23 protein-coding genes are annotated in these 23,190 nt (G+C 62.9%); 3 read left to right on the forward strand and 20 right to left on the reverse strand.

Features of this window, described 5'->3' with window-relative positions; all coding sequences use genetic code 11:
- Positions 1-38: 38 nt before the first annotated feature.
- From ppaT to ACFOJ9_RS25730, 6 genes are all read right to left on the reverse strand, one after another.
- Entirely contained in the window at positions 39-1,217 is a 1,179-nt protein-coding gene (ppaT, locus tag ACFOJ9_RS25705; protein WP_378982527.1) for a pyridoxamine--pyruvate transaminase, read from the reverse strand.
- A 126-nt stretch (positions 1,218-1,343) separates the two neighbouring features.
- On the reverse strand, positions 1,344-2,150 hold the full coding sequence (pldA, locus tag ACFOJ9_RS25710) for a 4-pyridoxolactonase (protein WP_378982529.1): 807 nt from the start codon (positions 2,148-2,150) through the stop codon (positions 1,344-1,346).
- A 47-nt stretch (positions 2,151-2,197) separates the two neighbouring features.
- Complete coding sequence (locus ACFOJ9_RS25715; RefSeq protein WP_027039488.1) at positions 2,198-3,133, reverse strand: putative B6 ABC transporter permease subunit 1; 936 nt, start codon at positions 3,131-3,133, stop codon at positions 2,198-2,200.
- Between the two features lie 3 nt (positions 3,134-3,136).
- Positions 3,137-4,234, reverse strand: coding sequence for a putative B6 ABC transporter permease subunit 2 (locus tag ACFOJ9_RS25720; RefSeq protein ID WP_378982531.1), 1,098 nt, complete (start codon positions 4,232-4,234; stop codon positions 3,137-3,139).
- On the reverse strand, positions 4,231-5,799 hold the full coding sequence (locus ACFOJ9_RS25725) for a putative B6 ABC transporter ATP-binding protein (RefSeq protein ID WP_378982533.1): 1,569 nt from the start codon (positions 5,797-5,799) through the stop codon (positions 4,231-4,233). Before ACFOJ9_RS25725 ends, ACFOJ9_RS25720 begins: the two co-directional genes overlap by 4 nt.
- A gap of 77 nt (positions 5,800-5,876) precedes the next feature.
- Positions 5,877-6,851 (reverse strand): putative B6 ABC transporter substrate-binding protein, encoded by a 975-nt coding sequence (locus tag ACFOJ9_RS25730; RefSeq protein ID WP_378982535.1) that lies wholly within the window; start codon positions 6,849-6,851, stop codon positions 5,877-5,879.
- 153 nt (positions 6,852-7,004) lie between these two features.
- Here ACFOJ9_RS25730 and ACFOJ9_RS25735 point away from each other — a divergent pair, with 153 nt between their 5' ends.
- Entirely contained in the window at positions 7,005-7,430 is a 426-nt protein-coding gene (locus tag ACFOJ9_RS25735; RefSeq protein ID WP_378982537.1) for a hypothetical protein, read from the forward strand.
- Positions 7,431-7,468: 38 nt separating this feature from the next.
- On the opposite strand, the gene ACFOJ9_RS25740 is transcribed toward ACFOJ9_RS25735, so the two are convergent.
- The 9 genes from ACFOJ9_RS25740 to ACFOJ9_RS25780 all read right to left on the reverse strand — a co-directional run bounded on the left by ACFOJ9_RS25740 (position 7,469) and on the right by ACFOJ9_RS25780 (position 16,565).
- A complete protein-coding gene (locus ACFOJ9_RS25740) occupies positions 7,469-8,479 on the reverse strand; it encodes an ABC transporter substrate-binding protein (protein WP_378982539.1) in 1,011 nt (336 codons plus the stop codon).
- Between the two features lie 38 nt (positions 8,480-8,517).
- Positions 8,518-9,333 carry an ABC transporter permease gene (locus ACFOJ9_RS25745; protein WP_378982541.1) on the reverse strand — a complete coding sequence of 272 codons (816 nt, stop codon included), beginning with the start codon at positions 9,331-9,333 and terminating at the stop codon, positions 8,518-8,520.
- A complete protein-coding gene (locus ACFOJ9_RS25750; protein WP_378982543.1) occupies positions 9,330-10,160 on the reverse strand; it encodes an ABC transporter ATP-binding protein in 831 nt (276 codons plus the stop codon). Before ACFOJ9_RS25750 ends, ACFOJ9_RS25745 begins: the two co-directional genes overlap by 4 nt.
- Before the next feature lie 130 nt (positions 10,161-10,290).
- The gene (gene fhmpcd1, locus ACFOJ9_RS25755) at positions 10,291-11,220 is read right to left on the reverse strand and encodes a 5-formyl-3-hydroxy-2-methylpyridine 4-carboxylate 5-dehydrogenase (protein WP_378988064.1); all 930 of its coding nucleotides are present in this window, start codon (positions 11,218-11,220) and stop codon (positions 10,291-10,293) included.
- Positions 11,220-11,840 carry a glutathione S-transferase family protein gene (locus tag ACFOJ9_RS25760; RefSeq protein WP_378982545.1) on the reverse strand — a complete coding sequence of 207 codons (621 nt, stop codon included), beginning with the start codon at positions 11,838-11,840 and terminating at the stop codon, positions 11,220-11,222. Before ACFOJ9_RS25760 ends, fhmpcd1 begins: the two co-directional genes overlap by 1 nt.
- Before the next feature lie 26 nt (positions 11,841-11,866).
- Entirely contained in the window at positions 11,867-12,274 is a 408-nt protein-coding gene (locus tag ACFOJ9_RS25765; protein WP_378982547.1) for a RidA family protein, read from the reverse strand.
- A gap of 9 nt (positions 12,275-12,283) precedes the next feature.
- Positions 12,284-13,441, reverse strand: coding sequence for an LVIVD repeat-containing protein (locus tag ACFOJ9_RS25770; protein WP_378982549.1), 1,158 nt, complete (start codon positions 13,439-13,441; stop codon positions 12,284-12,286).
- 53 nt (positions 13,442-13,494) lie between these two features.
- Positions 13,495-14,646, reverse strand: coding sequence for a cupin domain-containing protein (locus ACFOJ9_RS25775; protein ID WP_027039500.1), 1,152 nt, complete (start codon positions 14,644-14,646; stop codon positions 13,495-13,497).
- A gap of 290 nt (positions 14,647-14,936) precedes the next feature.
- On the reverse strand, positions 14,937-16,565 hold the full coding sequence (locus ACFOJ9_RS25780; protein ID WP_378982551.1) for a GMC family oxidoreductase: 1,629 nt from the start codon (positions 16,563-16,565) through the stop codon (positions 14,937-14,939).
- A gap of 202 nt (positions 16,566-16,767) precedes the next feature.
- Between ACFOJ9_RS25780 and ACFOJ9_RS25785 the strand changes: the two genes are divergently transcribed.
- Positions 16,768-17,445 (forward strand): FadR/GntR family transcriptional regulator, encoded by a 678-nt coding sequence (locus ACFOJ9_RS25785; RefSeq protein ID WP_378982553.1) that lies wholly within the window; start codon positions 16,768-16,770, stop codon positions 17,443-17,445.
- Between the two features lie 43 nt (positions 17,446-17,488).
- The gene (locus ACFOJ9_RS25790; RefSeq protein WP_378982555.1) at positions 17,489-19,066 is read left to right on the forward strand and encodes a GMC family oxidoreductase; all 1,578 of its coding nucleotides are present in this window, start codon (positions 17,489-17,491) and stop codon (positions 19,064-19,066) included.
- Positions 19,067-19,089: 23 nt separating this feature from the next.
- Here the strand turns inward: ACFOJ9_RS25790 and ACFOJ9_RS25795 are convergent, their stop codons facing one another.
- The 5 genes from ACFOJ9_RS25795 to ACFOJ9_RS25815 all read right to left on the reverse strand — a co-directional run bounded on the left by ACFOJ9_RS25795 (position 19,090) and on the right by ACFOJ9_RS25815 (position 23,184).
- On the reverse strand, positions 19,090-19,842 hold the full coding sequence (locus ACFOJ9_RS25795; RefSeq protein ID WP_378982558.1) for a GGDEF domain-containing protein: 753 nt from the start codon (positions 19,840-19,842) through the stop codon (positions 19,090-19,092).
- 151 nt (positions 19,843-19,993) lie between these two features.
- Complete coding sequence (locus tag ACFOJ9_RS25800; RefSeq protein WP_378982561.1) at positions 19,994-20,674, reverse strand: thermonuclease family protein; 681 nt, start codon at positions 20,672-20,674, stop codon at positions 19,994-19,996.
- A 57-nt stretch (positions 20,675-20,731) separates the two neighbouring features.
- Complete coding sequence (locus ACFOJ9_RS25805; protein ID WP_378982563.1) at positions 20,732-21,931, reverse strand: ABC transporter substrate-binding protein; 1,200 nt, start codon at positions 21,929-21,931, stop codon at positions 20,732-20,734.
- A 48-nt stretch (positions 21,932-21,979) separates the two neighbouring features.
- On the reverse strand, positions 21,980-22,783 hold the full coding sequence (locus ACFOJ9_RS25810) for a lytic transglycosylase domain-containing protein (protein ID WP_378988067.1): 804 nt from the start codon (positions 22,781-22,783) through the stop codon (positions 21,980-21,982).
- Between the two features lie 32 nt (positions 22,784-22,815).
- On the reverse strand, positions 22,816-23,184 hold the full coding sequence (locus ACFOJ9_RS25815; RefSeq protein ID WP_378982565.1) for a hypothetical protein: 369 nt from the start codon (positions 23,182-23,184) through the stop codon (positions 22,816-22,818).
- Positions 23,185-23,190: the final 6 nt, after the last annotated feature.

Raw genomic sequence — 23,190 nt, forward strand, 5'->3', positions numbered from 1 at the left:
GAAAATGCTCCCTCAATCCGTGATCTGGTGATGTCTGTTCAGGCGTCGGCGTCGATCACGGCCAGCGCCGCGTCGATGCCCTTGCCGACCGCTAGTTTCTGGCCGGCCGCGTTCATGGCGCCGCCAAGTGCCGTCAGCGCCGCGATCGCATAGATCGGCTGCGCGGTCGGACCCATGTGGCCGATGCGTGTCAGCTTTCCCAAAGTCTCGCCGCGGCCAGACGAAAACACCACGCCGTAGCGGGCGCGCGCGGCCTGGCGAAGCGCCTTCTCGTCGACGCCTTCGGGCGTCCGCACGGCGGTCGTGGTCGGCGACGCGATCTTGTCGCTGGCGGCCCAGATCGACAGGCCCATCGCGGTGACGCCGGCGCGCATGGCCTTGGCGGTGAGCGCATGGCGCGCCCACACTGCCTCCGGTCCCTCATTGAGATAGAGGTCGAGCGCGACATCGAGCCCGTTGATCTCCGAGACCGACGGCGTGAACGGAAACGGCTTGTCCCGCGACCACGCATTCTCCCAGTCGACGATGCTCAGCATCGACGCGCGGGGGGCCGCCTCGTTGCCCTTCATCTTGGCCCAGGCCCGCTCGCTGACGCCCATCATCGTCAGGCCGGGAGGCGCGCCCAGGCATTTGTTGGGGCCGGTGACATAGATATCGGCCTTGCAATCCTGCGGATGCGTCTTCATGCCGCCAAAGGACGAGACGGCGTCGACGATGAGATAGCCGCCATGCACTGAGACCAGCGCGCCGATGGCGTCGATCGGATTGATGGTGCCGGACGGGGTGTCGTGGTGGCAGACGGAAACGACGGTGATTTCCGGATGCGCCTTCAGCATTGCCGCTACCGCCTGCGGATCGATCGCCTCGTTGTAGGGCACCTCGATCTCGAGCAGATGTGGCGAATAGCGCTTCGCCCAATAGCCAAACCCCTTGCCGTAGACCCCGGAGGCAAGGTTGAGCACGACGTCGTCTGGCGCGATCAGCGAGGCCGCGGCGGCCTCCAGGCCCAGCACCGGCTCGCCATGCAGGATGACCGGCCTGTTCGACAGCAGCATCGCTTTCTGCGCCTTGTCGACCACCTTCTCATAGAAGAGCTGGAACGCCGGGTCGTAGTCGTAGAGCACCGTGCGACCGAGGCCGCGCAGCACTTCGGCATAGGCGTTCACCGGCCCCGCGGTCAGGGTGATGACCGGATCGGCGTGTTCGAGATAGCGCATCGTCTTGTCTCCGGATTGGCGGGGATCAGAGCATGATCCCGAAAAGTGGGAACCGGTTTTCGGAAAAGATCATGCTCCAACAAAGAGATAGATCAGGATGATGGTTCAACCAAACGTCATCCTGATCTAGCCGTAGAATTGCGTGCCGATCCTGTAGGTCTTGAAGTTGTCCATGTCGTGCGAGTACATCAGCTCGGCGCCATGGTCCTCGGCGAGTTTCTTCACCTTGCGCATCGAATTGACGCCGGCAACCGGATCGATGTGGAAGGCCGCCTGGCACAGCGTTTCAAGGCTCTTCTGCGTATAGGCCGCATCGATCGTGAACATGATCGGCTTGCGCTTGGGAAACTCGACCAGCAGGCTGTAATGGCCGATCGAATGACCGGGCGTCGAGATCAGCCGGACGCCCCTGGCAAGCTCGACGTCGCCATCGATGCCCTCGAAGGTCGAATTCGCCCGTGTCGTTCCCGCAAGCAATTGCCCGGTCGCGCCACGCGCTTCGGCAGCCTCCGCCGAAAAGCTCAGATCGGAATAGCCGAGATGCTCGAAAGGCTGGGGATTGCACGCCTGCGGCACCTCGGTCCGGTGACAGATCTTCTTGGCATGCGGAAAATATTTGTTGCCGCCGCAATGGTCGAAGTGGAAATGCGAATTGACGACGACGTCGATGTCCTTCGGTTCGAGACCGAGCAGCGCCAGGGCGCCGGGGATGGTCTGGTGCTTTTCCTGGATCGGCTTTTCGAACGGCAGCACCTTCATCACATGATCGTAGTCGTAGCCGGTGTCGACAAGAAACCGGCCCTCGGCATGTTCGATCAGAATCGAATAGACGGGGAAGCGCACTTCGCCGCCAGGGCCACGATTCCAGAACACGTGGTATCCGTCGAGAACGAGCGAGCCGCCGTCGAGCAGGTAGACCTTGGTATCCGACATTCTTGCCTCCTTTATTGGCGCGGGTCCCGTCCGCGCATGAATTGTGCTCAGCGCGCGCCGCGCTCGTATGGAATGCCGAGCGCCGCCGGCAGGCTGGCGCGCCGGCCGAACAGCACCAGCATGATCATCACCGCCAGGAACGGCAGCATCTGGATGATGTCGGTCGGTATGTTGATGCCGGCCACCTGCATGGCCGTGGTCAGCGACAGGCAGACGCCGAACAGCAACGCGCCGAATAGCACCCAGATCGGGCGACCGCGCGCCAGCATGGCCAGCACGATGCCGAGAAAGCCCGCGCCATTGGTGATGAACGGGATGAACAGCCCGGCCCCGACATTGGCGAGATAGGCGCCGCCGAGCCCAGCCAGCGCTCCGGTCGTCAACACGGCGATGGTGCGGGTTCGCACGACATCGATGCCGGCGACATCGAGCGCGGCCGGCTTGTCGCCTGCTGCCTGCAGGTTGAGGCCCAGCTGCGTGCGCCGATAGATGTAGCCCATGCCGAAAACCAGCGCGACCGCCAGATAGACGATCAGATGATGTTTGAAGAATGCAGGTCCGATGACCGGAATGTCCGAAAGCAGCGGAATGACGGTCGCATCCGCCGCCGGCAGGCGCGGGTAGCTGCGTGAGAACTGGAAATGGTGGAGCAGTGCCGTCAGGCCTTCCAGTCCCAAGGTCAGCGCGATGCCGATGACGATCTGGTTCAGCCCGATGCGCACGCAAAGCAGCGCCATGACAAGCGCCACCGCGGCACCGCCGGCGGCACCGGTAAGAAAGCCCAGCCACAGCGACCCTGAATAGAAAGCGCCGACGAAGCCGAGATAGGCGCCGGCCAGCATCATGCCTTCGATGCCGATATTGAGAACGCCCGCCTTCTCGGAAATCTGCTCGCCGAGCCCGGCAAGCAGCAACGGGATAGCCGCGGTGACGGCACCGAACAGCAGCGCGCTGAGAAAGACTTCGCTGAAGAGCCCGGTCATGCCCTAGGCCCTCCGCGACTGGTTGTATCGGTGATCGAAATATTCGGCGAGCGCGAGCACGATCAGCACGATCGAAACCAGCACCAGCGTGAAATGATTGGGCACGCCGAGCCGCCGGGCCGCGCTCTCGCCACCGATCGAAAGCACTGAAAGCAGGAACACGAAACCGATGGCAGCAAAGCCATTCATGCGGGCGAGAAACACGGCGGGAATCACGGCAAGCCCGTAGGCGGGATTCCAGTCGGCGCGGACATTGCCCTGGACGCCGATGATGTCGACGGCGCCGGCAAGCCCGGCCAGCCCCGCCGAAATGGCGAAGACGGCAACGGTCAGGCCGGGGACGCCGAGCCCCGAGTGAACGGCCGCGCGTGGATTGGCGCCGACGATCCTCAGCTTCAGCCCGAACGCCGTGCGCGTCATCACCAGATGCACGATGACGATCGCCGCCAGCCCAAGCAGCAAGCCGCTGGTGATGGTCGTTTCGAACACGCGCGGCAGCCGGTCTTCCACCGGCAGCGTACGGGTCTGCGGCACGGTCGTGTTCGGGTCGCGAAACGCCAGCTTGACCAGCACATTGGCGAGCGAGGTGCCGAGGAACGTCATCATCAGCGTGGTGATGATCTCGTTGACGCCCTGATAGGCACGCAGCAGGGCCGGCACCAGCGACCAGATCATCGCCACCACCATGGCGATGAGGAACGAGCAGAACAGCGCCAGCCAGGCTGGCATGATCTGAACGAACACGGGAGCGCTGGCAGCCGCCGTCACCGCGCCAAGCAGGAACTGCCCGTCGCCGCCGAGATTCCACATGCCAGCGCGAAAGGCCACGATCAGGCCGGCGGCAAGAAACAGCAGTGGCGCCATGCGCGTCAGTGTCTGCTGGATGCCGAGCGGCGAGAACAGTCCTTTCTCCAGCACGAAGCCATAATAGGCGAGCGGGTCGACGCCGACGGCAAGCAGGATACAGCCGGCTATGACGAGAGCGATGAGGATCGGACCGAGCGTCATCAGCAGCCGATGCAGGATGTCGCGGCGCGTCGCCGCCCCGCTCGTGGCATCGAGTGCGGTAGCGCTGACCGTGGGTACGGTGTCGATGCTCATGCGGCAAGTCCGATCATCAGGCGACCGACCTTGGTGCGGGCGTCGTCGGCATTCTCGACGGTGCCGACCAAAGCTCCGTTCGCGATGACGGCGATGCGGTCGCACAGACCAAGCAATTCCTCGAGGTCGGTGGAGATCAGCAGCACGGCAAGGCCACGCGCCGCCGTGTCGAGGATGCGCTGGCGCGACGCCAACGTGTTGGCGAGATCGAGCCCGTAGGTCGGTTTGTTGAAGATCACCACCTTGGCACCTTCCGCCAGTTCTCGTGCCAGAAGCACCTTCTGGATGTTGCCGCCGGATAGCCGCGCGACAGGCGTCTTCAGGCTCGGCGTGCGCACATCGTATTCGCGCACGAGCTGGGCGGCGCGCTTGTCGATCTCCGCGCGCTGCTCGACGCCGTTGCGCCAGAACGGGGCCGCGCCGACCTGCTTGAGGAAGAAGTTGATCGAGACCGGGAAGGTTCCGACAGTGCCCTCGCCCAGCCGGTCGTCGGTCAAGTATCGAAGGCCGCGCCGGCGGCGCTCGCCGACGCTCAGCGCCTCGATGGCGATACCGTCCAGCCGCACCGAGCCGCTGGTGGCTGTACGCTGGCCGGCCAGCGCTTCCGCCAGCTGCTTCTGGCCGTTACCGTCGATGCCGGCTATGCCCAGGATCTCGCCCCGACGGATGTCGAAGGAGATCGACGACAGGCCCGGTGCATTGTCGGTCGGCGTGACCGACAGATGCGCGACCTGAAGCAACGGGGCGGCTTCGGCGCGGACAGTGCGGACCGGACGCTCGACGGCTTCAGGATCATCCTTCTGCTGGCCGAACATCAATTCCACGATCTCCGAGACGATCTCCTGTTCGCCCAGCGCGCGAAACCGCTCGGGCGGGATCTCGCCAACCTTGCGACCGAGCTTCAGCACCGAGATGCGGTCGCCGAAGGCTGCCGCCTCCTTGAGCTTGTGGGTGATGAAGACGATCGCCAGGCCTTGTTCGACGAGGCGGCGCATCAGCGCGCCCAGTTCGTCGATGCCTTTCGGCGTCAGCATGGAGGTGGACTCGTCAAGGATGAGCAACCGACTGTTGCGCAGCATCGCGCGCAGGATCTCGACCTGCTGCTGCTCGCCGAGCGAAAGCTCCGATACCTTGGCATGCAGCTTGACGGTGATGCCGAGCGTGCTGGTGATCTCCGCGACACGCGCCGCCAGTTCCTCGGTCCTGGGGCGCTGCCACCACGGCCCGCCAAGCAAGAGGTTTTCCGCCACCGTCAGCGTCGGCACCAGCATCATGTGCTGGAATACGGTGCCAATGCCGAGTGCCAGCGCATGGCGCGGCGAGGTGATCGGCGTCGGTTTGCCGTCGACCAGTATGCGTCCCTCGTCCGGCTGCTGCAGGCCGGACAGCATGCCGATCAATGTCGATTTTCCAGCACCGTTCTCGCCCAGCAGCACATGCACTTCGCCCGGGCGGATCGACAGGTCGACGCTGTCATTGGCGACGACACCGGGGAACCGTTTGGTCACGCCTTCAAGCGCGACGATGTCGCGCCCGGCAACGGACGATGAAGAAAGACTGCTCATGAAAGCCCAGCACCAAAAAACGGGAATCGTCCGGAGGGGTGAACGGATCACCCCTCCGGCAGCTGACCGTGATCGCCTTACTGGGCGACGCTGGTCATCAGTGCCCTGACGGCGGCCGCGTCATAGACCGGTTCGACCTTGATCTTGCCGGAAATGACGTCTTCGCGCAGCGCCTGGATTTCCGTCCAGACATTATCCGGGATCGCAGCGGTTTTCAGCAGCTTGACCGAGTCGTCCTTGAGGCCGATCGTATAGTGTTTGGTGCCGAACGTGTCGGCCTTCAGGTCGGCAATCATCGCCGCATAGACCGGCTCGATGTTCCACACCACCGACGACAGCAGGAAGCCCTTGTCGATCGGCGACTTGTCGCCGATGACGTCGATGAAATAGACCTTGCCGCCATCGCCGGCCTTGGTCGTCTCGACCGCCTGCAGCATGCCGAAGCTCGAACCGTTGCCCTGGCCGAAGATGATGTCGGCGCCCGACGCGATCACGCTTTCGGTGACGCGCTTGCCGCCGGCCGCATCGCTGTAGGCAGCCGGGCCGATCACCGCGTAGGTGATCTTGACGTCCGGGCTCTCCGCCTTCACGCCCTGCGCGAACGCCGCCGACTGCGAATTCCACGAAGGCGGTTCGCCCGAGACGACGATGCCGACCGACTTGGAGCGCGACACCTTGGCGGCGAGACGGCCGGCGAGATAGGCACCCTCGTGGCCGCTCAGCGTGTAGTCGGCGACAAGGCCCTTCTCCAGGCCGGTCGGCGTGTCGACAATCGCCACCGGAACTTTCAATTCCTTGGCGATTTCGGGAGCCGAGGTGTTGTAGCCGCTGGCGTGCGCGATCAGCAGGCTGGCGCCGTCGGACGCAAGTTCCCGCAAGGTCGGACGAACATCGCCATAGCCGAGGCCCTGGGCCACGACCACTTCGACGCCCGCGGCTTTGCCCGCCGCTTTGGCGGCGTCGATGCCTTGCTGGTTCCAGCCATAGTCCGTGCCTTCTTCGGGCGTCAGGATGGCGATCGACTTGACCTCGCCGGCAAGCGCGCCGCTCATCAAGACACCAGTCAATATAACCGCACTTACACTGCTCTTAAGAAGCTTTAACATGTTACCCTCTCTGTTGTTTTACCAATCAATATTCTTATTGTTATTGCGCGAAAGCGAGATAGACTGCCTAGGAAAAATTACATATGGAGTTCAGGCAAAGTGAAGATCCGTTATGCCCTTCCGGTGATGCTGGCGTTATCGTCCTTCGCCAACGCGGTTGAGTTGCACCATGTCACCGTCCGCACCGGCACTGACGGGCTCGACATGGTTCCGTTGACGATTTCGAATGCGGGCAGCGAAGGCCTGTCCTGCAACGCTGACTTCGCCCACTGGTATTCGGCCGGGATCGCAACGGTCGAACCGGGCAAGAGCGCTCGCATCGAACTCTGGTTCGATGCGAAGACCGGCACGTTCACGATCCTCAACGACAAGCGCGAGAACCTGCCCGTCGAGAGGCTTTGGTGCGGCCTGTCGGGTCGCGCATATGCCACCCGGGTGCAGGTCACGCTCGACCGCGCCGATGCAGCGAAAGGCGAGCGTGATGTGTCCTGCGCCATGGCGCAGGACAGTCTGGTCTGCCGGTAGGCGCTCATCGAGCTTTCCGTTCGAACACCGCGCGCCCCTTATTCCTTCGCCAGGAAGGCGTCGGTGAAGACGTCGTCCGCCGACAGAGCCGCCTTGAGCACGCCCTGGTCCGTCAGCGTCTTCAAGGTCTCCTCCCACTGTGTCTTCGTCATCCAGCCGAGACCGTGTTCCTTGGTGTCGGCGCTGCTGAACGTCGAGGCGATATCGGCGTTGATCTGCGCCAGCAGCACACCCTTCTTGTCCGCATAGCCGGGCGCTGCCTTGGCCGTGATCTCGGCAGCCTCTTCTGGATGAGCCACGACGTAGTCGAAGGCTTCCCTGTATGCCTTGACGAAGCGGCGCACGACGTCCGGCTTGTCCTTGATCATCGCCTGCGAGGTGAACAGGCCCGAGCCATAGGCCTTCCACCCATAGTCCGCTCCCATCATGATGCTGAGCGAGCCGGGGCCTCCGGCCTTCGCCTCCAGTTCGGGAACCTCCGCGTCGACATAGCCGACGACCGTCTGAACCCGGCCAAGCAGCAAATAGCTTTCATAGGGCGGCGAGACGCTGTTCAGCGTCATGTCCTTTTCGGTCAGGCCGTTGGCGGCCAGAAAACCCTTGAAGAAGATGTAAGTGGAGCCGGCCGGATGAATGCCGATGGTCAGTCCCTTGAGGTCGGACGGCTTTGCGAGCTTCAGTGTCTTGGCCAGCGAAATGATCCCCAGCGGCGAGTGCTGATTGACGGCCACCAGCGCCACGACCGGAACATTCTGCGATCGTGCGACGGCAAGCGTGGGAAGATCGCCGAACCCGAAATCCGCGTTCTCATTGCCCACCAGCCGCATCGCGTCCGGCGAGCCGGATCCCTTGCGGATCTCGGCTACATCGATGTCGTTCTTGGCGAAGAAGCCCTTTTCCTTGCCGACAAAGAACATAGCGTGATTGCCGCGCACCACCCAGTCGAGCTGGACGTTGACCTTGTCGGCCGCCAGAGCCGCGCTGGAGAAGCCGAGTGCCGCGACAAACGCCGCCAAGCCAGCGGCCTTGATAAGTGAGCGTCTCAGCATTTTTCGTTCCCTTTTATGAATTTGGTTGATCGAGCGGGCTAGGACTGGCTGAATTTCGGCGCCCACGGCACCACGATGCGTTCGAGGATTTCGGCGGCGTAGTAGAAGGCGATGCCAAGCACGGAAACCAGCAGCAGCGCTGCGAAGACCAGCGCTGTATCGAGCTGGGTCGAAGCGAACTGGATGACGTAGCCGAGACCGTCCGACGCGCCGGCAAATTCGCCGACGATGGCGCCGATCACACTTAAAGTGGCGGCGATCTTGGTTCCGGCCATCAGGTTCGGCAGCGAGTGCGGAACGCGGATCCTGAACAGGATCTGCGTCGGGCTGGCCCCGACGGAATTCATCAGCGCCAGCAGCGAACGGTCGACCGATTGCATGCCCGCCAGCATCGACAGTGTCACCGGGAAGAAGGCGATGACCAGGATCAGGCCGATCTTGGGCGCCAGCCCATAGCCGAACCAGAGGATGAAGATCGGCGCGAGCGCGACTTTCGGCACGTTCTGGAACAGCACCACCAGTGGATACAGCGCGCGTCCCAACCAATCGAAGCGCACGATGACCAGCGCAATCGCAATGCCGACCACGACCGAGACCAGGAAGCCGAACAGGATTTCGCCCGCCGTCACCAGCGTCGCCTGCATCAGCGTGCCCCATTGCGCGACCAGCGACTTCGCGATCTCGGATGGGGCGGGAATGATGAAGGCGGATATGGCAAAGATCCGCACGGCGGCTTCCCACAGCACGATTGTCACCAGCAGCAGAATGACCGCTGGCAGCCAGCTACCTGTCGCAGCGCTCCAGTTGGAGGCGAGCCGTGACTCGGAAATATCCGTGATGGGTTGGTCGCTCAAGACGCGCCTCCCGGTTGATGGCTGGAGCGCAGCATCGTTCGCAACTGAACCACCAGCCTGACGAACTCCGGATCTTCGCTGACCGACAGGTCGCGTGGATAAGGCAGCGCAATGTCGAGGCTCTCGGTGATCCGCCCCGGCTTGATCCCCAGCACGTGAACATGGCGCGACAGATGGATGGCCTCGTCGATGGAGTGGGTGACGAGCACGATCGTCTTGCCGGTACGCTGCCAGATCTCCAGCAGCGACTGACCCATGGAATCGCGGGTGATGGCGTCGAGCGCGCCGAACGGCTCGTCCATCAGCAGGACCGCTGGGTCGAGTGCCAGGGCCCGTGCGATGGCAACCCGCTGCCGCATGCCGCCCGACAGTTCGTTTGGGCGCTTGTGGGCGCTATCGCCCAATCCCACCAGCTCCAGCATCTCCTGCCCGCGCGCCCGCAAATCCGAGCGCGACAGCGACTTGTCGGCGATGCCGAGCAGCAGCGACGCATTGTCGACGGCGTTTTTCCAGGGGAGCAGGTTGGCGTCCTGAAAGACGAGGCCGATCATGCGCTTGCGCGCCGCCTCGACCGGTGCGAGCCCGGCGATCGCAACGCTGCCCTGGGTCGGCTGCACCAGCCCGGCCAGCACCTTGAGCAAGGTGCTCTTGCCGCAACCGGAAGGGCCGATAAGGGAGACAAACGACCCCTTGGGCACCGAGAGATCGATGTTCCTGAGGATCAGCTGCCGGGCGATGACCACCGAAACGCCCTTGGCGGAGATCAGATCGTCATGGCGGATATGGGCCGGCCTGTCGCCGGCGGCCCGAATGGTTTCAATGCGCATGGCGTGTCGCCCCGCGCGCTGTCGTCGGCCGCAGCCGCGCCGTCTTGATTGCGAAGGCGCCCTTCACACAAACAGCCGACCGATGGAACTCCTCAAACCGGCCTGCCCTCTGCGCACCATGTGACATTGGCTACTCCCGGCCTTCCAGGATGCGCCGCACCGCGACGAGCTTGCGCGCCCGTTCGCCTTGCAGCGCCTTGATTTGCTCAGGCGTGTAGGAGAACATCCCCTCGCCCGACTTGATGCCGAACTTCGATGCAGCCGTATTCTCCAGCACCATCGGCGCGACATCGTCGCGGTTGGAGAGATCGGCATTCAGGAAGGACGAGACGGATTTGTAGATGTCCAGCCCCGCCATATCGAGCAGCGCCATCGGGCCGATGACGGCGATCTTGTAACCGATGCCCCACGACACGCAGGTGTCGAGATCTTCAGGTTCGATGACGCCGCGCTCGACAAGGTCGACCGCCTCGCGCAGCAGCGCATAGAGCACGCGGTTCTCGACGAAGCCCGGAACGTCCTTCTTCACCACCACTGGCAGCAGGCCGATCGAGCGAATGAGGTCGCGGATTACCGCCACGGTTTCAGGCGCGGTCTTTTCGCCGCCGATCACCTCGATCATCGGGATGATGTGCGGCGGGTTCGACCAGTGCATGCCGACCATCCGCTCGGGATGCGAGATATGCGCCTGCAGCTTGGTGATGGGGATGCCTGACGTGTCGGAAGCGACGATGACGGACGGGCCGATCAGCGGATCGATGTCACGATAGGTCTGCGCCTTGATGTCGATATTCTCGGGCACATTCTCGATGACCAGTTCGGCGCCGTCGACGGCCTCGGCGATCGTCTCGACGAAGCGCACGCTGCCGGCTCCTGTCCCGGGCGCCTTGATGTCGAGACGGTCGAGCACGCCGCCGGCGAGATCGAGCATGCCGCGGGCAGGCTCGACTGCCGCCGGCGAAACATCATACGCCGTGACATCGAGCCCGCTGCGCGAAAGCCGCGCGGCGATGCCTGGACCCATCGTTCCCAATCCGATGAGAGCGGCGCGCTTGATCATCATGCCGCCTTTGCGGGAGCAGCAGTGGTTGCCGCCTTGAAGGCCGGCCGAGCGGCGATCGCGGCCACCCAGCGCTCCAGATTGGGCATCGACGGCCGGTCGATCTTGAAGTCGACGCAGCGCTTCAGGATCGGCGCGCAGGCGATGTCGGCAAGCGTCAGCTTGCCGAGCGCCAGGAAGTCCTTGCCGGCCAGGTGGGCGTCGACGATCTTGAGCTGCGCGACAAGGTCCTTCACTTGTTCCTTGTATTCGGCGGTCTGTTCCTCGGGTGCGAGCTTGGCGCCTTTGAAGGCCGCCAGGTAACCGGGATTGACCGCCGCCAGCAGGAAGTCCATCCAGCGCTCGACCTCGGTCTTTTCCGCCGGCGTGGTGCCATTCAACTGTTCGCCGCCGGATGCCGCGAGATAGCGCAGGATGGTGTTGGACTCCCAAATCACGGTGTCGCCGTCGACCAGCGTCGGCACCTTGGAGGTCGGGTTGAGCGCCTTGTATTCCGCCGTCTGGGTGTTCTCGAACTGGCGGCCATAATCCTCGCGTTTGTAGGACGCCCCAAGCTCTTCGAGCATGAAGAGCACCTTCTGGACGTTGCCTGATGTCTGGCGGCCTAACAGCTTGTACATGTCGTCTCCTCGATTGTGTCCAAGGCCTACTTGCCGGCCTGCAGCGGCTTGTAGACGATGGCGTCCATTTCGATCTTGGTGTTGATGACCGCCTTTGCCTCGACGGTCGTGCGCGCCAGGACGGCGTCGCCGATCCCTTCGAGGAACGCCTTGTTGTAGCGGCCGAAATCGCGCGTATCCTCGAGATAGGTGGTGATCCGCACGACATCCGACAGCGTCGCGCCTTCATGCGCGATGACGCGCGCTATGGTCTTTAGCGTCGCCAGCGTCTCTTCCTCGATCGTGCCGCTGATCATGTTGTTGTTCTCGTCCTTCGGCACCTGGCCCGAGACGAAGATGAAATCGCCGGCACGCACCGCCGGATGAAATGGCAGGTTCGGGTTCTTGTTGCCGATGGCGTAGTGGCTGGCGGATTTTCGCGTGCTGTCGCTCAATGCCGGCTCCTAGAGAACACTGGTTTCGATGATGTCGACGCCACGGATGCGATCGATCAGGTAGACGATGCCACGGTCGTCGATGGTCACGTCGTTGGACGAGGAACGCTCGGCCCCCTCCGGTGCGTCGGGCATGAAATGACCGACCTCCTTTGGCGCGAACGGGTCGGCTATGTCGACGAGGCGCAGCCCCTGCGCGAACCATGCAAAGGGAATGACGGTTCCATTGAACCGTTCGGAAGGTTGATGGCAGCCCGTCATCGGCGGCTGCGGTGAACCGTCCGGGTCGAGGCCCGGCACCTGGAAGGTCGAGATCGGCAACGGGTTGGTCTCGTCGGTGATGTCGTAAATCCACGTGAAGGCCGGCGGAGATGGCCGGAGCTTGGCGACATCCTCGTCCGCCACCACCATGATGTTGCGGCCCTTGAGCGGCTGTGGAATCGGCAGGCAGGTGTGGGTGGGATGCGGAAAGCTCGGGCTCGAATTGACGTGCGAGATCAGCTTCGGCTTGGTGATGTCCGAAATGTCGAGGATGAACAGGCCGTGATGCCAGTAGCTGACATAGAGCCGGTCGCCCATGCGCAGCGGATGGTGGCAACGCGGTGTGACATAGTCGTGCCAAGGATACTCTTCGCCGCCGCCGGTCCACTGGCCGGGTATCCACCAGCGTCCAACCTCGACCGGCTTCGTGGGATCGATCAGGTCGAGGATCATCACGATATTGCCGACATAACCGTCGGCGGTCGGCGAGATGTAGACGTAACGGCCGTCGAAGTCGTAGCGGTGGACGCCCTTGCCGCCGGTTATCCATTTCGAGATAAGCTTGGGCTGTGCCGGCTTGGTTGTGTCGTAGAGCGCCAGTCCGCCGCCGAAATCGGCCGGGCCGGCATCGCCAAAGCGCTCGTGGTTGATGATCATCAGCCCGTCCTTGGCGCGCACCTTGTGCGAGTGCCAGCCGGGCGGAACATCGATCGTGGCTATCTTGCGCGGATTGCGCGGGTCGGAAATGTCGACCAGCGTCGTGCCGCTCGGCGGCCGCATGTGGCCGATATAGAGGATGTTGCCGTCGACCCAGACCTGGCCGCCGCCTGGGCAGTCGACATGGCCGATCTGCTTGGTGTTGAACGCCGAAACCAAATGCATACGCCCTTGCTGCTGAAACGTCATTTCGATGTCCCGCCGCCAATGGCGGCGGGACAGTGCTTGCCGAAGGACTGGAACTAGACGAGGCGGAGCAGATCGCCGGCCTGGTTCCGGCCCCAGCGCTTGTAGAGGAGCAGCGCCTTCTGCGTCGGCGCATCGGTGGCGCCGAAGAAGATCACCGGCTCGCTCGAAGAGCCGTTGACATGTTCGACCCAGGAACCGCCGGGTATGGCGATGGTGTCGAACTGGTTCCAGTCATAGCGCTTGCCGTCGATGATCGAATGGCCGTTGCCGCGGAACGGCGCCAAAAGCAGGCTGGCAGTCTCGCGCTGCGGCAAGGTCTTCTCACCCGGGCGCAGCATCTGCACGTAGAAATTGATGGTGTGGAAGACCGGCCCGCCGGTGGTCGGATCGACATAGTCGATGACGATGCCTTCATGAGGATCGCCATCCCAATCCTTGTGGGCATCGAGGACCGCTTCCATCTTTTCCCAACGATAGACATACATCGGCGACGACAGGCCACCGCCGCGCTTGTGGTCGACGAAACGCGGCATCAGGCCACCCTCGCCATAGATGCGCTGTGAGTAGTCGCCCGGATAGCGGGCGGTCTGCACCTTCTTCTCGACTTCCTTGCCGTCGACCATCTCGGTGTATTTGTGGTCGAAATGGACGGCATGCAGCGTTTCGACCAGCGGCAGGTCGAGCACCGACAGGTTGACCGCCTGCTCGCCGCCGACGGTGCCATGATTGTGCCAGGCGTCGTTGGGTGTCAGCACCATGTCGCCCGGGCCGAAGACCACGTCTTCGCCCTCGACGCCGGTGAAGTTGCCCTTGCCGGTCAGGCCGAAGCGGATGGCGCTCGGCGAGTGCTTGTGCGGCGGCATGATCTCGTCAGGATCATTCAGGCGGTAGGCGGTGTACATGGTGCTGACCGATGCGCGCTTGGGCGCAAGTCCAGGATTGACCAGGATCAGCGAACGGCGCTCGCTGTCGTCCATGGTCACCAGTTCGGCGGCGCGCTGCAGCAGCGGCTCGATGTCCGAATAGGACCACACGAAGGGAACGGCCTTCGACGTCGCCATCAACTGCTTGATCTCGTCATGGTCGACGCCTTCCGACGTCGCCCAGAACGGAAACATGTTCTTCGCGTAGAGAGCGTCATAGAGGCCCTTGAGTGCTGCCTTCTTGTTGGTGAGCACATCGTTAGCTGGTTGCGCCAGGGACATATCGGACACCTCTCGTCACGAAGAAAATGCTTCTAACCAATTCAACCGTATTCGCATTGGTTTTGCTCGACAATCCCCAAATTGCGAAATTTGAAAGTTTTTGGTTGAGATGCATTTTCGACAGGCAAATGCCCGGAAATAGGCAGAAAATGGCCAAAATTGGCACAAAATACGCTCAAGAAGGCAGAGTGAAGCCTATCCATCACGGCCGTGCAGGCTCACACGGCAGTCCAACCAACGTAGATTTTAATCTCAACCAAAAGATTTTGGTTGCATTCCGGCCGCTACTATCAGGCCGCCACGCTCTGTTGAGCGCGGCTGCGGATCAGATCCACGGCCTTTTCGGCGATCATGATGACCGCCGCATTGATGTTGCCGCAGACGAGATCCGGCATCACGGAGGCGTCCACGACACGAAGTCCGGCAACGCCGCGCACCCGCAATTCCGGATCGACCACCGACTCTGCATCGACACCCATTCGGCACGTGCCGGCCGGATGATGCACGGTGATCGACGTCTTGCGGATATGCTCGTCGATCTCTTCGTCGCTCTCGCATTTCGGGCCGGGGAAGAATTCCGCGCCAACGAACGGGGCCATGGACGGCTGGCTGGCAAGGTTGCGCGCAACACGAAAGCCGGCGCGAAGCGACTGCCAGTCGCGCTGCGAGGACAGGAAGTTCTGATGGATCAGCGGAGCGGCGACCGGATCGCTCGACGCCAGCTTGACGCTGCCGCGGCTCTCCGGCTGAACGGCGACGATACGGGTCGCAAAACCGTCGGCGAACGGCGCCTTGAACGGCGACATGTAAGGCCATGCCCCAAGCGGTGCGGCGGTGAAAAGCAGCTGGACGTCCGGCAACGGCCGGCTTGCATCGCTTTTCAGGAATGCCACGACGCCGCCAGGCACATCTCCAGAAAAGCCCTTTCCGGTGAGATAGGTCTTGACGAAATCCAGCCCGATACGATCGGCTCGCATCATCTTGAGAAACGGTCCCGGCTGTTTGCGTCGATACATCAGGATGACCGAAACGTGGTCCTGCAAATTCTTGCCGACCTGCGCACGATCGACCTTCGTCTCGATGCCATGCGCCGCGAGTTCGCCGCTATCGCCTATACCCGACAGCATCATCAGCTGCGGCGTGTTGATGACGCCACCGGCAAGCAGGACCTCGCGCCGCGCCAGAACTTCATGGTTCGCCCCGCCTCTGGCATAGGCAACGCCCGTTGCGCGCCCATCCTTCAGCAGGACCTTCGTCGCCATCGCGCCGGTCAGCACCTTGACGTTGCCGCGGCGCATGGCGGGCCGCAGATAAGCGGTCGCGGTCGAGCAGCGCCGGCCGTTGGCGATCGTCATCTGCAGGCGGCCGAAGCCTTCCTGTACGGCGCCGTTGTAGTCGTCGGTCTGCGGATATCCGGCATCGCGGCTGGCCGTGGCGAAGGCATCGATCAGTTCATCCTTGTAACGGCAGAACTGAGTGTTCAGCGGCCCGCTGCCGCCACGATACCGGCTTTCGCCCGCCTCCCAGCGCTCCTGCTTCTTGAAGTAGGGCAGCACATTGTCGAACGACCAGTCCGTCAGGCCGCTGGCCGCCCAGCGATCATAATCGCCGCGATTGCCGCGCACATAAGCCATGGCGTTGGTGGAGGAAGAGCCGCCGATGACCTTGCCGCGCGCGCATTCGACCTTGCGCCCGCCGACATTGGCCTCGGGCTCGCAAAAATACATCCAGTCGTGGCGGCGCTCGGTCAGTATCTTGCCCCAGCCAAGCGGGATGTGGATCATCGGATCGCGATCCCAATCCCCCGCCTCCAGCAGAAGCACCGACACCGCAGGGTCTTCGCTCAACCGGTTCGCCAGCACGCAGCCGGCCGATCCCGCACCGACAATGACGTAGTCAAAGGTTTCGCCAGCCGGCATGCGTGATCCTCGGGAGAAAACGGCCCGCCGCGATGGCAACCGTCGACGAAGGCAGTCAACCATCGCGCAACTGGTGTTGTCAACCATTGCGTACAGTTGTAGATTGGTTGAATTGGTTGAGTGCCGTCCATCAGGTTTCGTGTCACAATATGATGTCAGGACGTTGAGTCGGCGGTCTGCCGATCGGACAGGAGATTTGGTTTTGAGCGCATTCGAGCCGCAGGTCGCACCATCGGATCTCGACGACATCATTGCCGCGGTCCGCCAGTTGCAGCAGGGCGGCGGCAAGCTTCCGTCCGAGCGCGATCTTGCGGAATATCTGAGCGTCAAGCGCCATCAGCTTCGCAAGGCGCTTGAAGTGCTGCGCCATTCAGGCGATCTCAAGCCGGCGCGCGCCAGGCGGGCGCCGACCGCCCTTCCAAGATATGGCGAGGAACTGGTCAGGGTAACCAACCCGATCGAGGTTCTGGAGTTGCGCCTGCTCATGGAGCCGGGCCTTGCCCGGTTGGCGTCGCTGCGTGCTTCCTCCTTCGAGACGGCGCGGATCCTCGACGCGGCAACCACGCCGGAGAATGCCCCGTCGGGTGAGGTCGACTTCGCCTTCCATCTCGCGATCGTCGCCGCTGCCCGCAACCATCTCGCCACGGAATTCTACAAGATGCTGCGTCAGGTCGGTGTCGATGCGCGGGTGAAGGTTGCGCGCACCGCAGCCCCCACCTGCCCCAAGCGAATCGCCCAGCGCGACGGCGAGCATCGCCTGATCGCCGAAGCGATCTCGCAGCGCGATCCCGAAGCGGCGGAGGCCGCAATGCGCGCACACCTTTTGTCCGTGCAGAGACAGATCATGGAACGATCGAATGCCGGTGCCTTTGCCGCGTGATCGTATCAGCTTCTGACATCGAGCCTGTGCGGGGAATTTCAAATTGAAACGTCATTTCGACGTGCTGGTCATCGGCGCGGGATCCGCCGGCTCGGTTGTTGCCAGCCGGCTCAGTGAAGACCGGTCGTGCCAGGTCGGCCTCATCGAGGCCGGGGCGATGCCGGCCGATCCCGATATCGCCGACCCGCTGAAATGGACGATGCTCCAGGGCCGCTCCTACGACTGGAGCTACCGGACCGTGCCCCAGCCCTTCACCGCCAACCGCGTCCATGAATGGCCACGCGGCAAGATCGTCGGCGGCTCGAGCTGCATGCATGCAATGGCTTATGTGCGCGGCCATCCCGATGATTTCGAACCCTGGGCACAAGCCGGCGGCGAGCGCTGGTCCTATCGGGGATTGTTGCCGGGCTTCATCCGCAGCGAAGCCTTCACCGCCTTCGATGGGCCGACACGCGGCAGGAGCGGCCCGCTGGACGTCTATCTGCCGGACGCCGAGGTCAGTCCGGTCGTGCGTGCCTACATCGCCGCCGGGCGAGCCATGGAAGCCCCCGCCCTGACCGACCACAACAGCGGCGAACTGGTTGGCACCAGCCCCAATTCGCTCAACATCCGCGACGGCAAGCGCCTGAGCGTCGCCGACGCCTATCTGCCGCCGCGGGTTATGGCGCGGCCGAACCTGACCTTGCTCACCGGCCACGAGGTCGAGCATCTGGTGCTGAACGGCCACAAGATCACGGGCGTGAGCGTGGTCTGCGAGGGTGAGACCAGAACGCTCTCCGCCGACCGGGTTGTCCTTTGCGCCGGCGCCGTGTCGACGCCGCTCATCCTCATGCGGTCAGGCATTGGTTGCCCCGATACCCTGAAGCAGGCGAGGATACGCTGCCTTGCCGATCGACGCGATATCGGGCGCAACCTGCAGGACCATCTGCTGGCTCTTGGAAATGTCTACAGCACGAAAAAGCCGGTGCCGCCCTCCCGCCTGCAGCACTCCGAATCGCTGATGTATCTGCATGGTGACGACCCTACCCGTTCCACGGGAAGTCCCGACATCGTGCTCGCCTGCGTCGTCGCTCCGTCAGCGGCCGAGGGCCTGAATGCCCCGCCCTATGGCTCTGCCTTCACGCTCCTGTGCGGCGTAACCCATCCGACAAGCCGCGGGCGCATCGCGCCGAGCGGGCCTGGCCGTAACGACACGCCAGTCATCGATCCGCATTATCTCGAAACCGAACACGACCGGGCGACTTTCAGGATGGCGTTGAAGCGGGCGCGCATGGTCGGCCATCATGCGGCTCTGGACGAATGGCGCGATGCGGAGATCCTGCCGGGCGCACCGGTTCAGTCCGATGACGAGCTCGATGCCTTCATCGCCAGGGCTGCTTCCACCCATCATCATCCGGCTGGCACATGCCGGATGGGTCGTGATGCCGACGCCGTCGTCGACCCTGACCTGCGGCTGAACGGCTTCGACAACATCTTTGTCGTCGACGCCTCGGTGATGCCGGCGATCCCGAGCGGACCGATCAACGCCGCAATCGTCGCCATGGCGGAAACCTGGGCGTCGTTTTCAGGGGCTACCGCATCGACAGCGGCCGCTGTGTCAGACAATTCCCCTGGGGTTTGAATGGCGCTGGCGCCCTGCGGTTGTCAGCTGTGGAGATGCGTCAATTCAAACGCGGCTCCGTCCTGGACGCCGGCCATGCGCTGCTCGGCGGACCGGAACATGTCCGCGAACTCCACCTCGTTTTCGAACACCACGCCGCCGACTTTGACGGTCAGGGCATCCTCGGTTCCTTTTGGTGCGAAATAGACTTGCGCGATACGCGCCCGTATACGCTCGCCGATTTCCCTGGCTTCTGCTTCGGTGGCCCCTGAGAGGAAAACCCCGAACATCGAAGCCCCTATGCGCCCAACCAGATCCTCCGCGCGCACCGACGATCGTATGGTCGAGGCGACGAGCCGCAAGGCCTCGTCGCCCCATTCAAGACCGAAGCGCAGGTTGATGGACCGCAAATGTTCCGAATGGATGACCAGGAAGGCGCCCGTTCTCGGACCCGGCGCCGATGGCCTTGCTGTTCTTCTTTCGACCATCGACGTGAAGACCGCTCCGTTCAGGCAGCCTGTCATGGTGTCGAAGGTTGCCGACTTGTCGAGTTCCCGGCGATAGCGACGCAGCTCGATCTGCTTCAATCCAATAAACAGAAAAAGCGGAACACCAAGGACAACAGGCAACAGGATTGCCGTGACCATGCTGCGCCCAAATGGCGTCAGCGCCTCCGAGAACAGCAGCAGATAGTTGAGACCGACGGAAAAGGCCAGGATTCCCGTGGTTCCCAGAAAGGTCAGCCAAGCGACGCCTTTCCATGCCTGGGCGGTGGTGGTCGCCATAGTCTTTGTCACTGGCCGATCTCCTGTGGATGGGCTGGTATAAGGCCGGTGTGTTGCAATTTCAGTTTCAAGGAACCTTGCAATTTAATCGATTGCGCGATGACCCCATCAAGGCTGCGCCCGTGACGGTTAACAAACAAAATATCAGGGGTTGAATGGCCGGCTATTGTGCCGGGCCGAATATGCCCATCTGCGCGTTTCTGGCTGTCGCCTCAGCCTTGCCGTAGATGCCGCTCGGTAGAGCAGTGGCCCAGCCGTTGGAGACAAGCCAGGCGCCGACATCCTGCTTGCCCAGCCTGCACGGCGCGGCGACGGCAAAACGCTCGACGTCCGGTGGCACGAAACAGTTCAGCGCGCGTCCCCTCAGCCAGGAATTGAATGCGGCGCGTGCGCGCTGACCGCAAGGCCAGGTGACGTCGTCAAACGAGCAGGATCTGTCGAGGTCGATGCCTCTCACCCCGCTGATGACCACCTTGCGGCCCATGGATTCGAACATCGCCGACGATGTGGCAATAGGGCGGTAGAGCAAGACCTCCCGCCAGTCCCTGGGCATCGGCGTTTTCGGGGGCACGGCGAGACCGAGCTCGCTGAGTGGCGGACGGGGCTCGGCGCGTTCGATCTCCGCGGGATCAAGCCGTGGCGGAGCGATCAGGTCTTGAGCAACCTTGCGCGCCGGTTCTCGGCGTTGTGCGCCGGCAACCGGGGCAACCGGCCGGATTGGCTGCGTATCGTCGACAGCCTTCGAAGGAGCAAGGACAGGCCGATCGACCGAAAGCAAAGCCCCTGCCTGAATGATCAGCAGGACTCCGGCCAGAAGCAGGAGGCTTCCGAGCGCGATCGCCAAGCGGCTGCGGCCCGGCCCGCCCATCAGCTCGAACAGGTTCTCAAGGATTTTCGCCGGTCAGAAACCCGACGTCGATTTGGCAACCAGTTTGAGAGCACCTTTTTCAATCCGATAGAACGGCATCGATCGTTCGCTGGATCCGTCGGCCCGAAACCGGAACAGACCTGTCGATCCACGAAACCCGCTTGGATTTTCGAGAACTTTCTTGCTGAAGCCATCGGGTCCGACCGCGCTGGCAATCCCTGCTGTCAGGGCAACCATATCATAGGCGTAGGCCACATTGACGTCGGCCGGATAGTTGTATGTCGTCCTGAAGCGGTCGGCGATCGGGCCGGTTTCACTTGGATCGAGCGTGGCGATATATGCCCCCCCAAACAGCGGATCCATGGGGTGTTCCAGCCAACGGTTCGTTCCGACGACGGAGATTGTCTTCCCCGGAATGCCCTTTGATTTGAGGGCGGCGAGGATAGGCGACGGGCTGCCATTGCCGCTGGCAACGATGACGGCATCGGGGGCATCCACGAGTGAGCCCATTTCCTCAACCGCCTTCGCGCCACCGTCGCTGGCCGAATATCGGAGAGTGACCGCCAGCGCCGCGCCATAGATGCTGAGACTGTTCGCGACCCGTTTCTCTACGGCGCTGGCGCTTGGGCCGTCCGCGACAAGCAGTACGAACTTCTTGCTGCCTTTCGCAGCCAGTCCCGCGGCGCCCGCCGCGGCGCTGTCGGCTTCGCCAAGGAGCACGGCATAAACCCCGGCGCCGCCGGCGAAATTATCGGCAAGCGCCAAGACTGGTGGCCGCTTCGATCCAGACAGCGTGGCAATGTGCTGGGCTGCCGGCAGTTCGGTCGGGCCGATCACGACTTTCGACCCCGTCGTTATGGCCGTTATCGCCAGTTTGCCGGCCAGCGTGCTGTCGCCTTTGGTGTCCTCTACCGTCAGCGTCAGCAATCCGTTGCCAATATCCGTCATTGCCAGCTTGGTCGCGTCGAGCATCTTCCTGCCGTTTTCCCCTGCCGTTCCGGGGGCGGACAACGGCAGCAGCATCGTGATTTTTGTTGAACCGGTGCCCAGCGACTGGGTCGCCTGGGCCGGGCCGGCAACGGCGGCGCCATTCTGCCCGGCAGGCGCGGCGATCGCCGCAGGATCGAGCGCTTCGGAAACACCGTCTTTCGATTGGCAGCCCGACAACGTCATGGCGAGCGCAAAGGCGATCGCCCATGTCCGCGGACAGTGGACCTGTCGGCCAGCTTCCATGCTTGCTCCACCCCTATGTGCCGCCGGGTATTCTTCCCGGTCTGGTCTTCAAGTCATGTTACGGCGGACTTGCTGTGCCGTCTGCAGTTCATTTAGCCGTCGAAAAGCCTGGCTCTGAGCGCCTTGATCTGTCTTGCCTGCCCGGCACTTCGATAGTCGGCGCATTTCATGTATCGCGGCCCGGGCACGAACAGGCGGCGCACGCAAACGCCCTTTCCCTGGGCAGGGGCTTCCCCCTCTCCTCCTGGCAAAAATGCGGAAAAGCCGAATGTCGCCACCGGCAAAGGCCCGGTCACTTCGAACCCTTCCCTTGCCAGGATAGCCCGCGCTACGCTGGCAGTAGCGGACTGAAAGGGCCGAGAACCGGCTTTCATTGTGCCCGGCGCGATACTTCATGACGGTGGTGCACAGATCGCCCGCCGCGAGCCTGTTGGCCTGCGCAAGATATTTGACTCCCAGCGCGATGTTGGTCGCCGGCGCGCTCAGATCGTCCAGTGAACCTCGAAAGCCAAGCATCCTGGCCGTAGCCGGCATCACCTGCATCAGGCCGACTTCGCCGTCGGCACCCTGCGCGCCGGGATCGAAGCCGCTTTCGATCTCAATCACCGCATGCGCCAGCATCGGCTCCAGGCCATAGATCGATGCCTGGCAGCTGGCAAACGCCTTGAATGTCTGCCGGGTCCACTCCGTGGCCGCGTCACAGTGCACCGGCCGCTTCAGGCCGGACGACTGCCGTTGTTCCACGGAGGGCCGTTCCAGCCAGTTGGCGTGGGCCAGCGTGGCAGTTAGGCCAAAGCCGATCAACGCGACCACTCCGGCGATCGCCCTCAACAATGATCCGTCGGCTGTCATGATGGCCAACAGGCGCGGCTTCGCCTATCCAGTCAGTGCATGTACTCGACCATGCGATCGTGAAAACACTCGCATTTGTTGAGGTAGTCTTCGTCCTTGTAGTTCGTCTTGAGGTAGCCATAGGCCTTGCCGCAAGCGACCTTGGCCTCCGACGCCCAGACGAAGACGGGCCGGGACGAGTGGATCCACTCCGAGCTGTTGGCGACAGCAACCGACTCGTCCATCAGCTTCACCACCTGCACCCTGAGATCGACGATGTTGTCGTTCAGCACCAGGTTGGAAGTCCCGACGACACGGCAATAGTCGCCGGTCGGACCATCGATGATGTCGGCGGCATTGAGTCCGGTCGACAAGATCGACAGCAGACCTGCCCCGAAAACCACTCGCAAAATTCTGTTCATGTTGCT

The sequence above is a fragment of the Mesorhizobium cantuariense genome (assembly GCF_042647205.1).
Lineage (GTDB): Bacteria > Pseudomonadota > Alphaproteobacteria > Rhizobiales > Rhizobiaceae > Mesorhizobium > Mesorhizobium cantuariense.

Bases quoted from the DNA above. Each gene is read 5' to 3' on its own strand.
- ACFOJ9_RS25775 (WP_027039500.1), bottom strand. From the start codon at position 14,646: ATGTCCCTGGCGCAACCAGCTAACGATGTGCTCACCAACAAGAAGGCA.
- ppaT (WP_378982527.1), bottom strand. From the start codon at position 1,217: ATGCGCTATCTCGAACACGCCGATCCGGTCATCACCCTGACCGCGGGG.
- ACFOJ9_RS25805 (WP_378982563.1), bottom strand. From the start codon at position 21,931: ATGGAAGCTGGCCGACAGGTCCACTGTCCGCGGACATGGGCGATCGCC.
- ACFOJ9_RS25760 (WP_378982545.1), bottom strand. From the start codon at position 11,840: ATGTACAAGCTGTTAGGCCGCCAGACATCAGGCAACGTCCAGAAGGTG.
- ACFOJ9_RS25815 (WP_378982565.1), bottom strand. From the start codon at position 23,184: ATGAACAGAATTTTGCGAGTGGTTTTCGGGGCAGGTCTGCTGTCGATC.
- ACFOJ9_RS25750 (WP_378982543.1), bottom strand. From the start codon at position 10,160: ATGCGCATTGAAACCATTCGGGCCGCCGGCGACAGGCCGGCCCATATC.
- ACFOJ9_RS25730 (WP_378982535.1), bottom strand. From the start codon at position 6,851: ATGAGCGGCGCGCTTGCCGGCGAGGTCAAGTCGATCGCCATCCTGACG.
- ACFOJ9_RS25725 (WP_378982533.1), bottom strand. From the start codon at position 5,799: ATGAGCAGTCTTTCTTCATCGTCCGTTGCCGGGCGCGACATCGTCGCG.
- ACFOJ9_RS25770 (WP_378982549.1), bottom strand. From the start codon at position 13,441: ATGACGTTTCAGCAGCAAGGGCGTATGCATTTGGTTTCGGCGTTCAAC.
- ACFOJ9_RS25740 (WP_378982539.1), bottom strand. From the start codon at position 8,479: ATGCTGAGACGCTCACTTATCAAGGCCGCTGGCTTGGCGGCGTTTGTC.
- ACFOJ9_RS25810 (WP_378988067.1), bottom strand. From the start codon at position 22,783: ATGACAGCCGACGGATCATTGTTGAGGGCGATCGCCGGAGTGGTCGCG.
- ACFOJ9_RS25720 (WP_378982531.1), bottom strand. From the start codon at position 4,234: ATGAGCATCGACACCGTACCCACGGTCAGCGCTACCGCACTCGATGCC.
- fhmpcd1 (WP_378988064.1), bottom strand. From the start codon at position 11,220: ATGATCAAGCGCGCCGCTCTCATCGGATTGGGAACGATGGGTCCAGGC.
- pldA (WP_378982529.1), bottom strand. From the start codon at position 2,150: ATGTCGGATACCAAGGTCTACCTGCTCGACGGCGGCTCGCTCGTTCTC.
- ACFOJ9_RS25780 (WP_378982551.1), bottom strand. From the start codon at position 16,565: ATGCCGGCTGGCGAAACCTTTGACTACGTCATTGTCGGTGCGGGATCG.
- ACFOJ9_RS25715 (WP_027039488.1), bottom strand. From the start codon at position 3,133: ATGACCGGGCTCTTCAGCGAAGTCTTTCTCAGCGCGCTGCTGTTCGGT.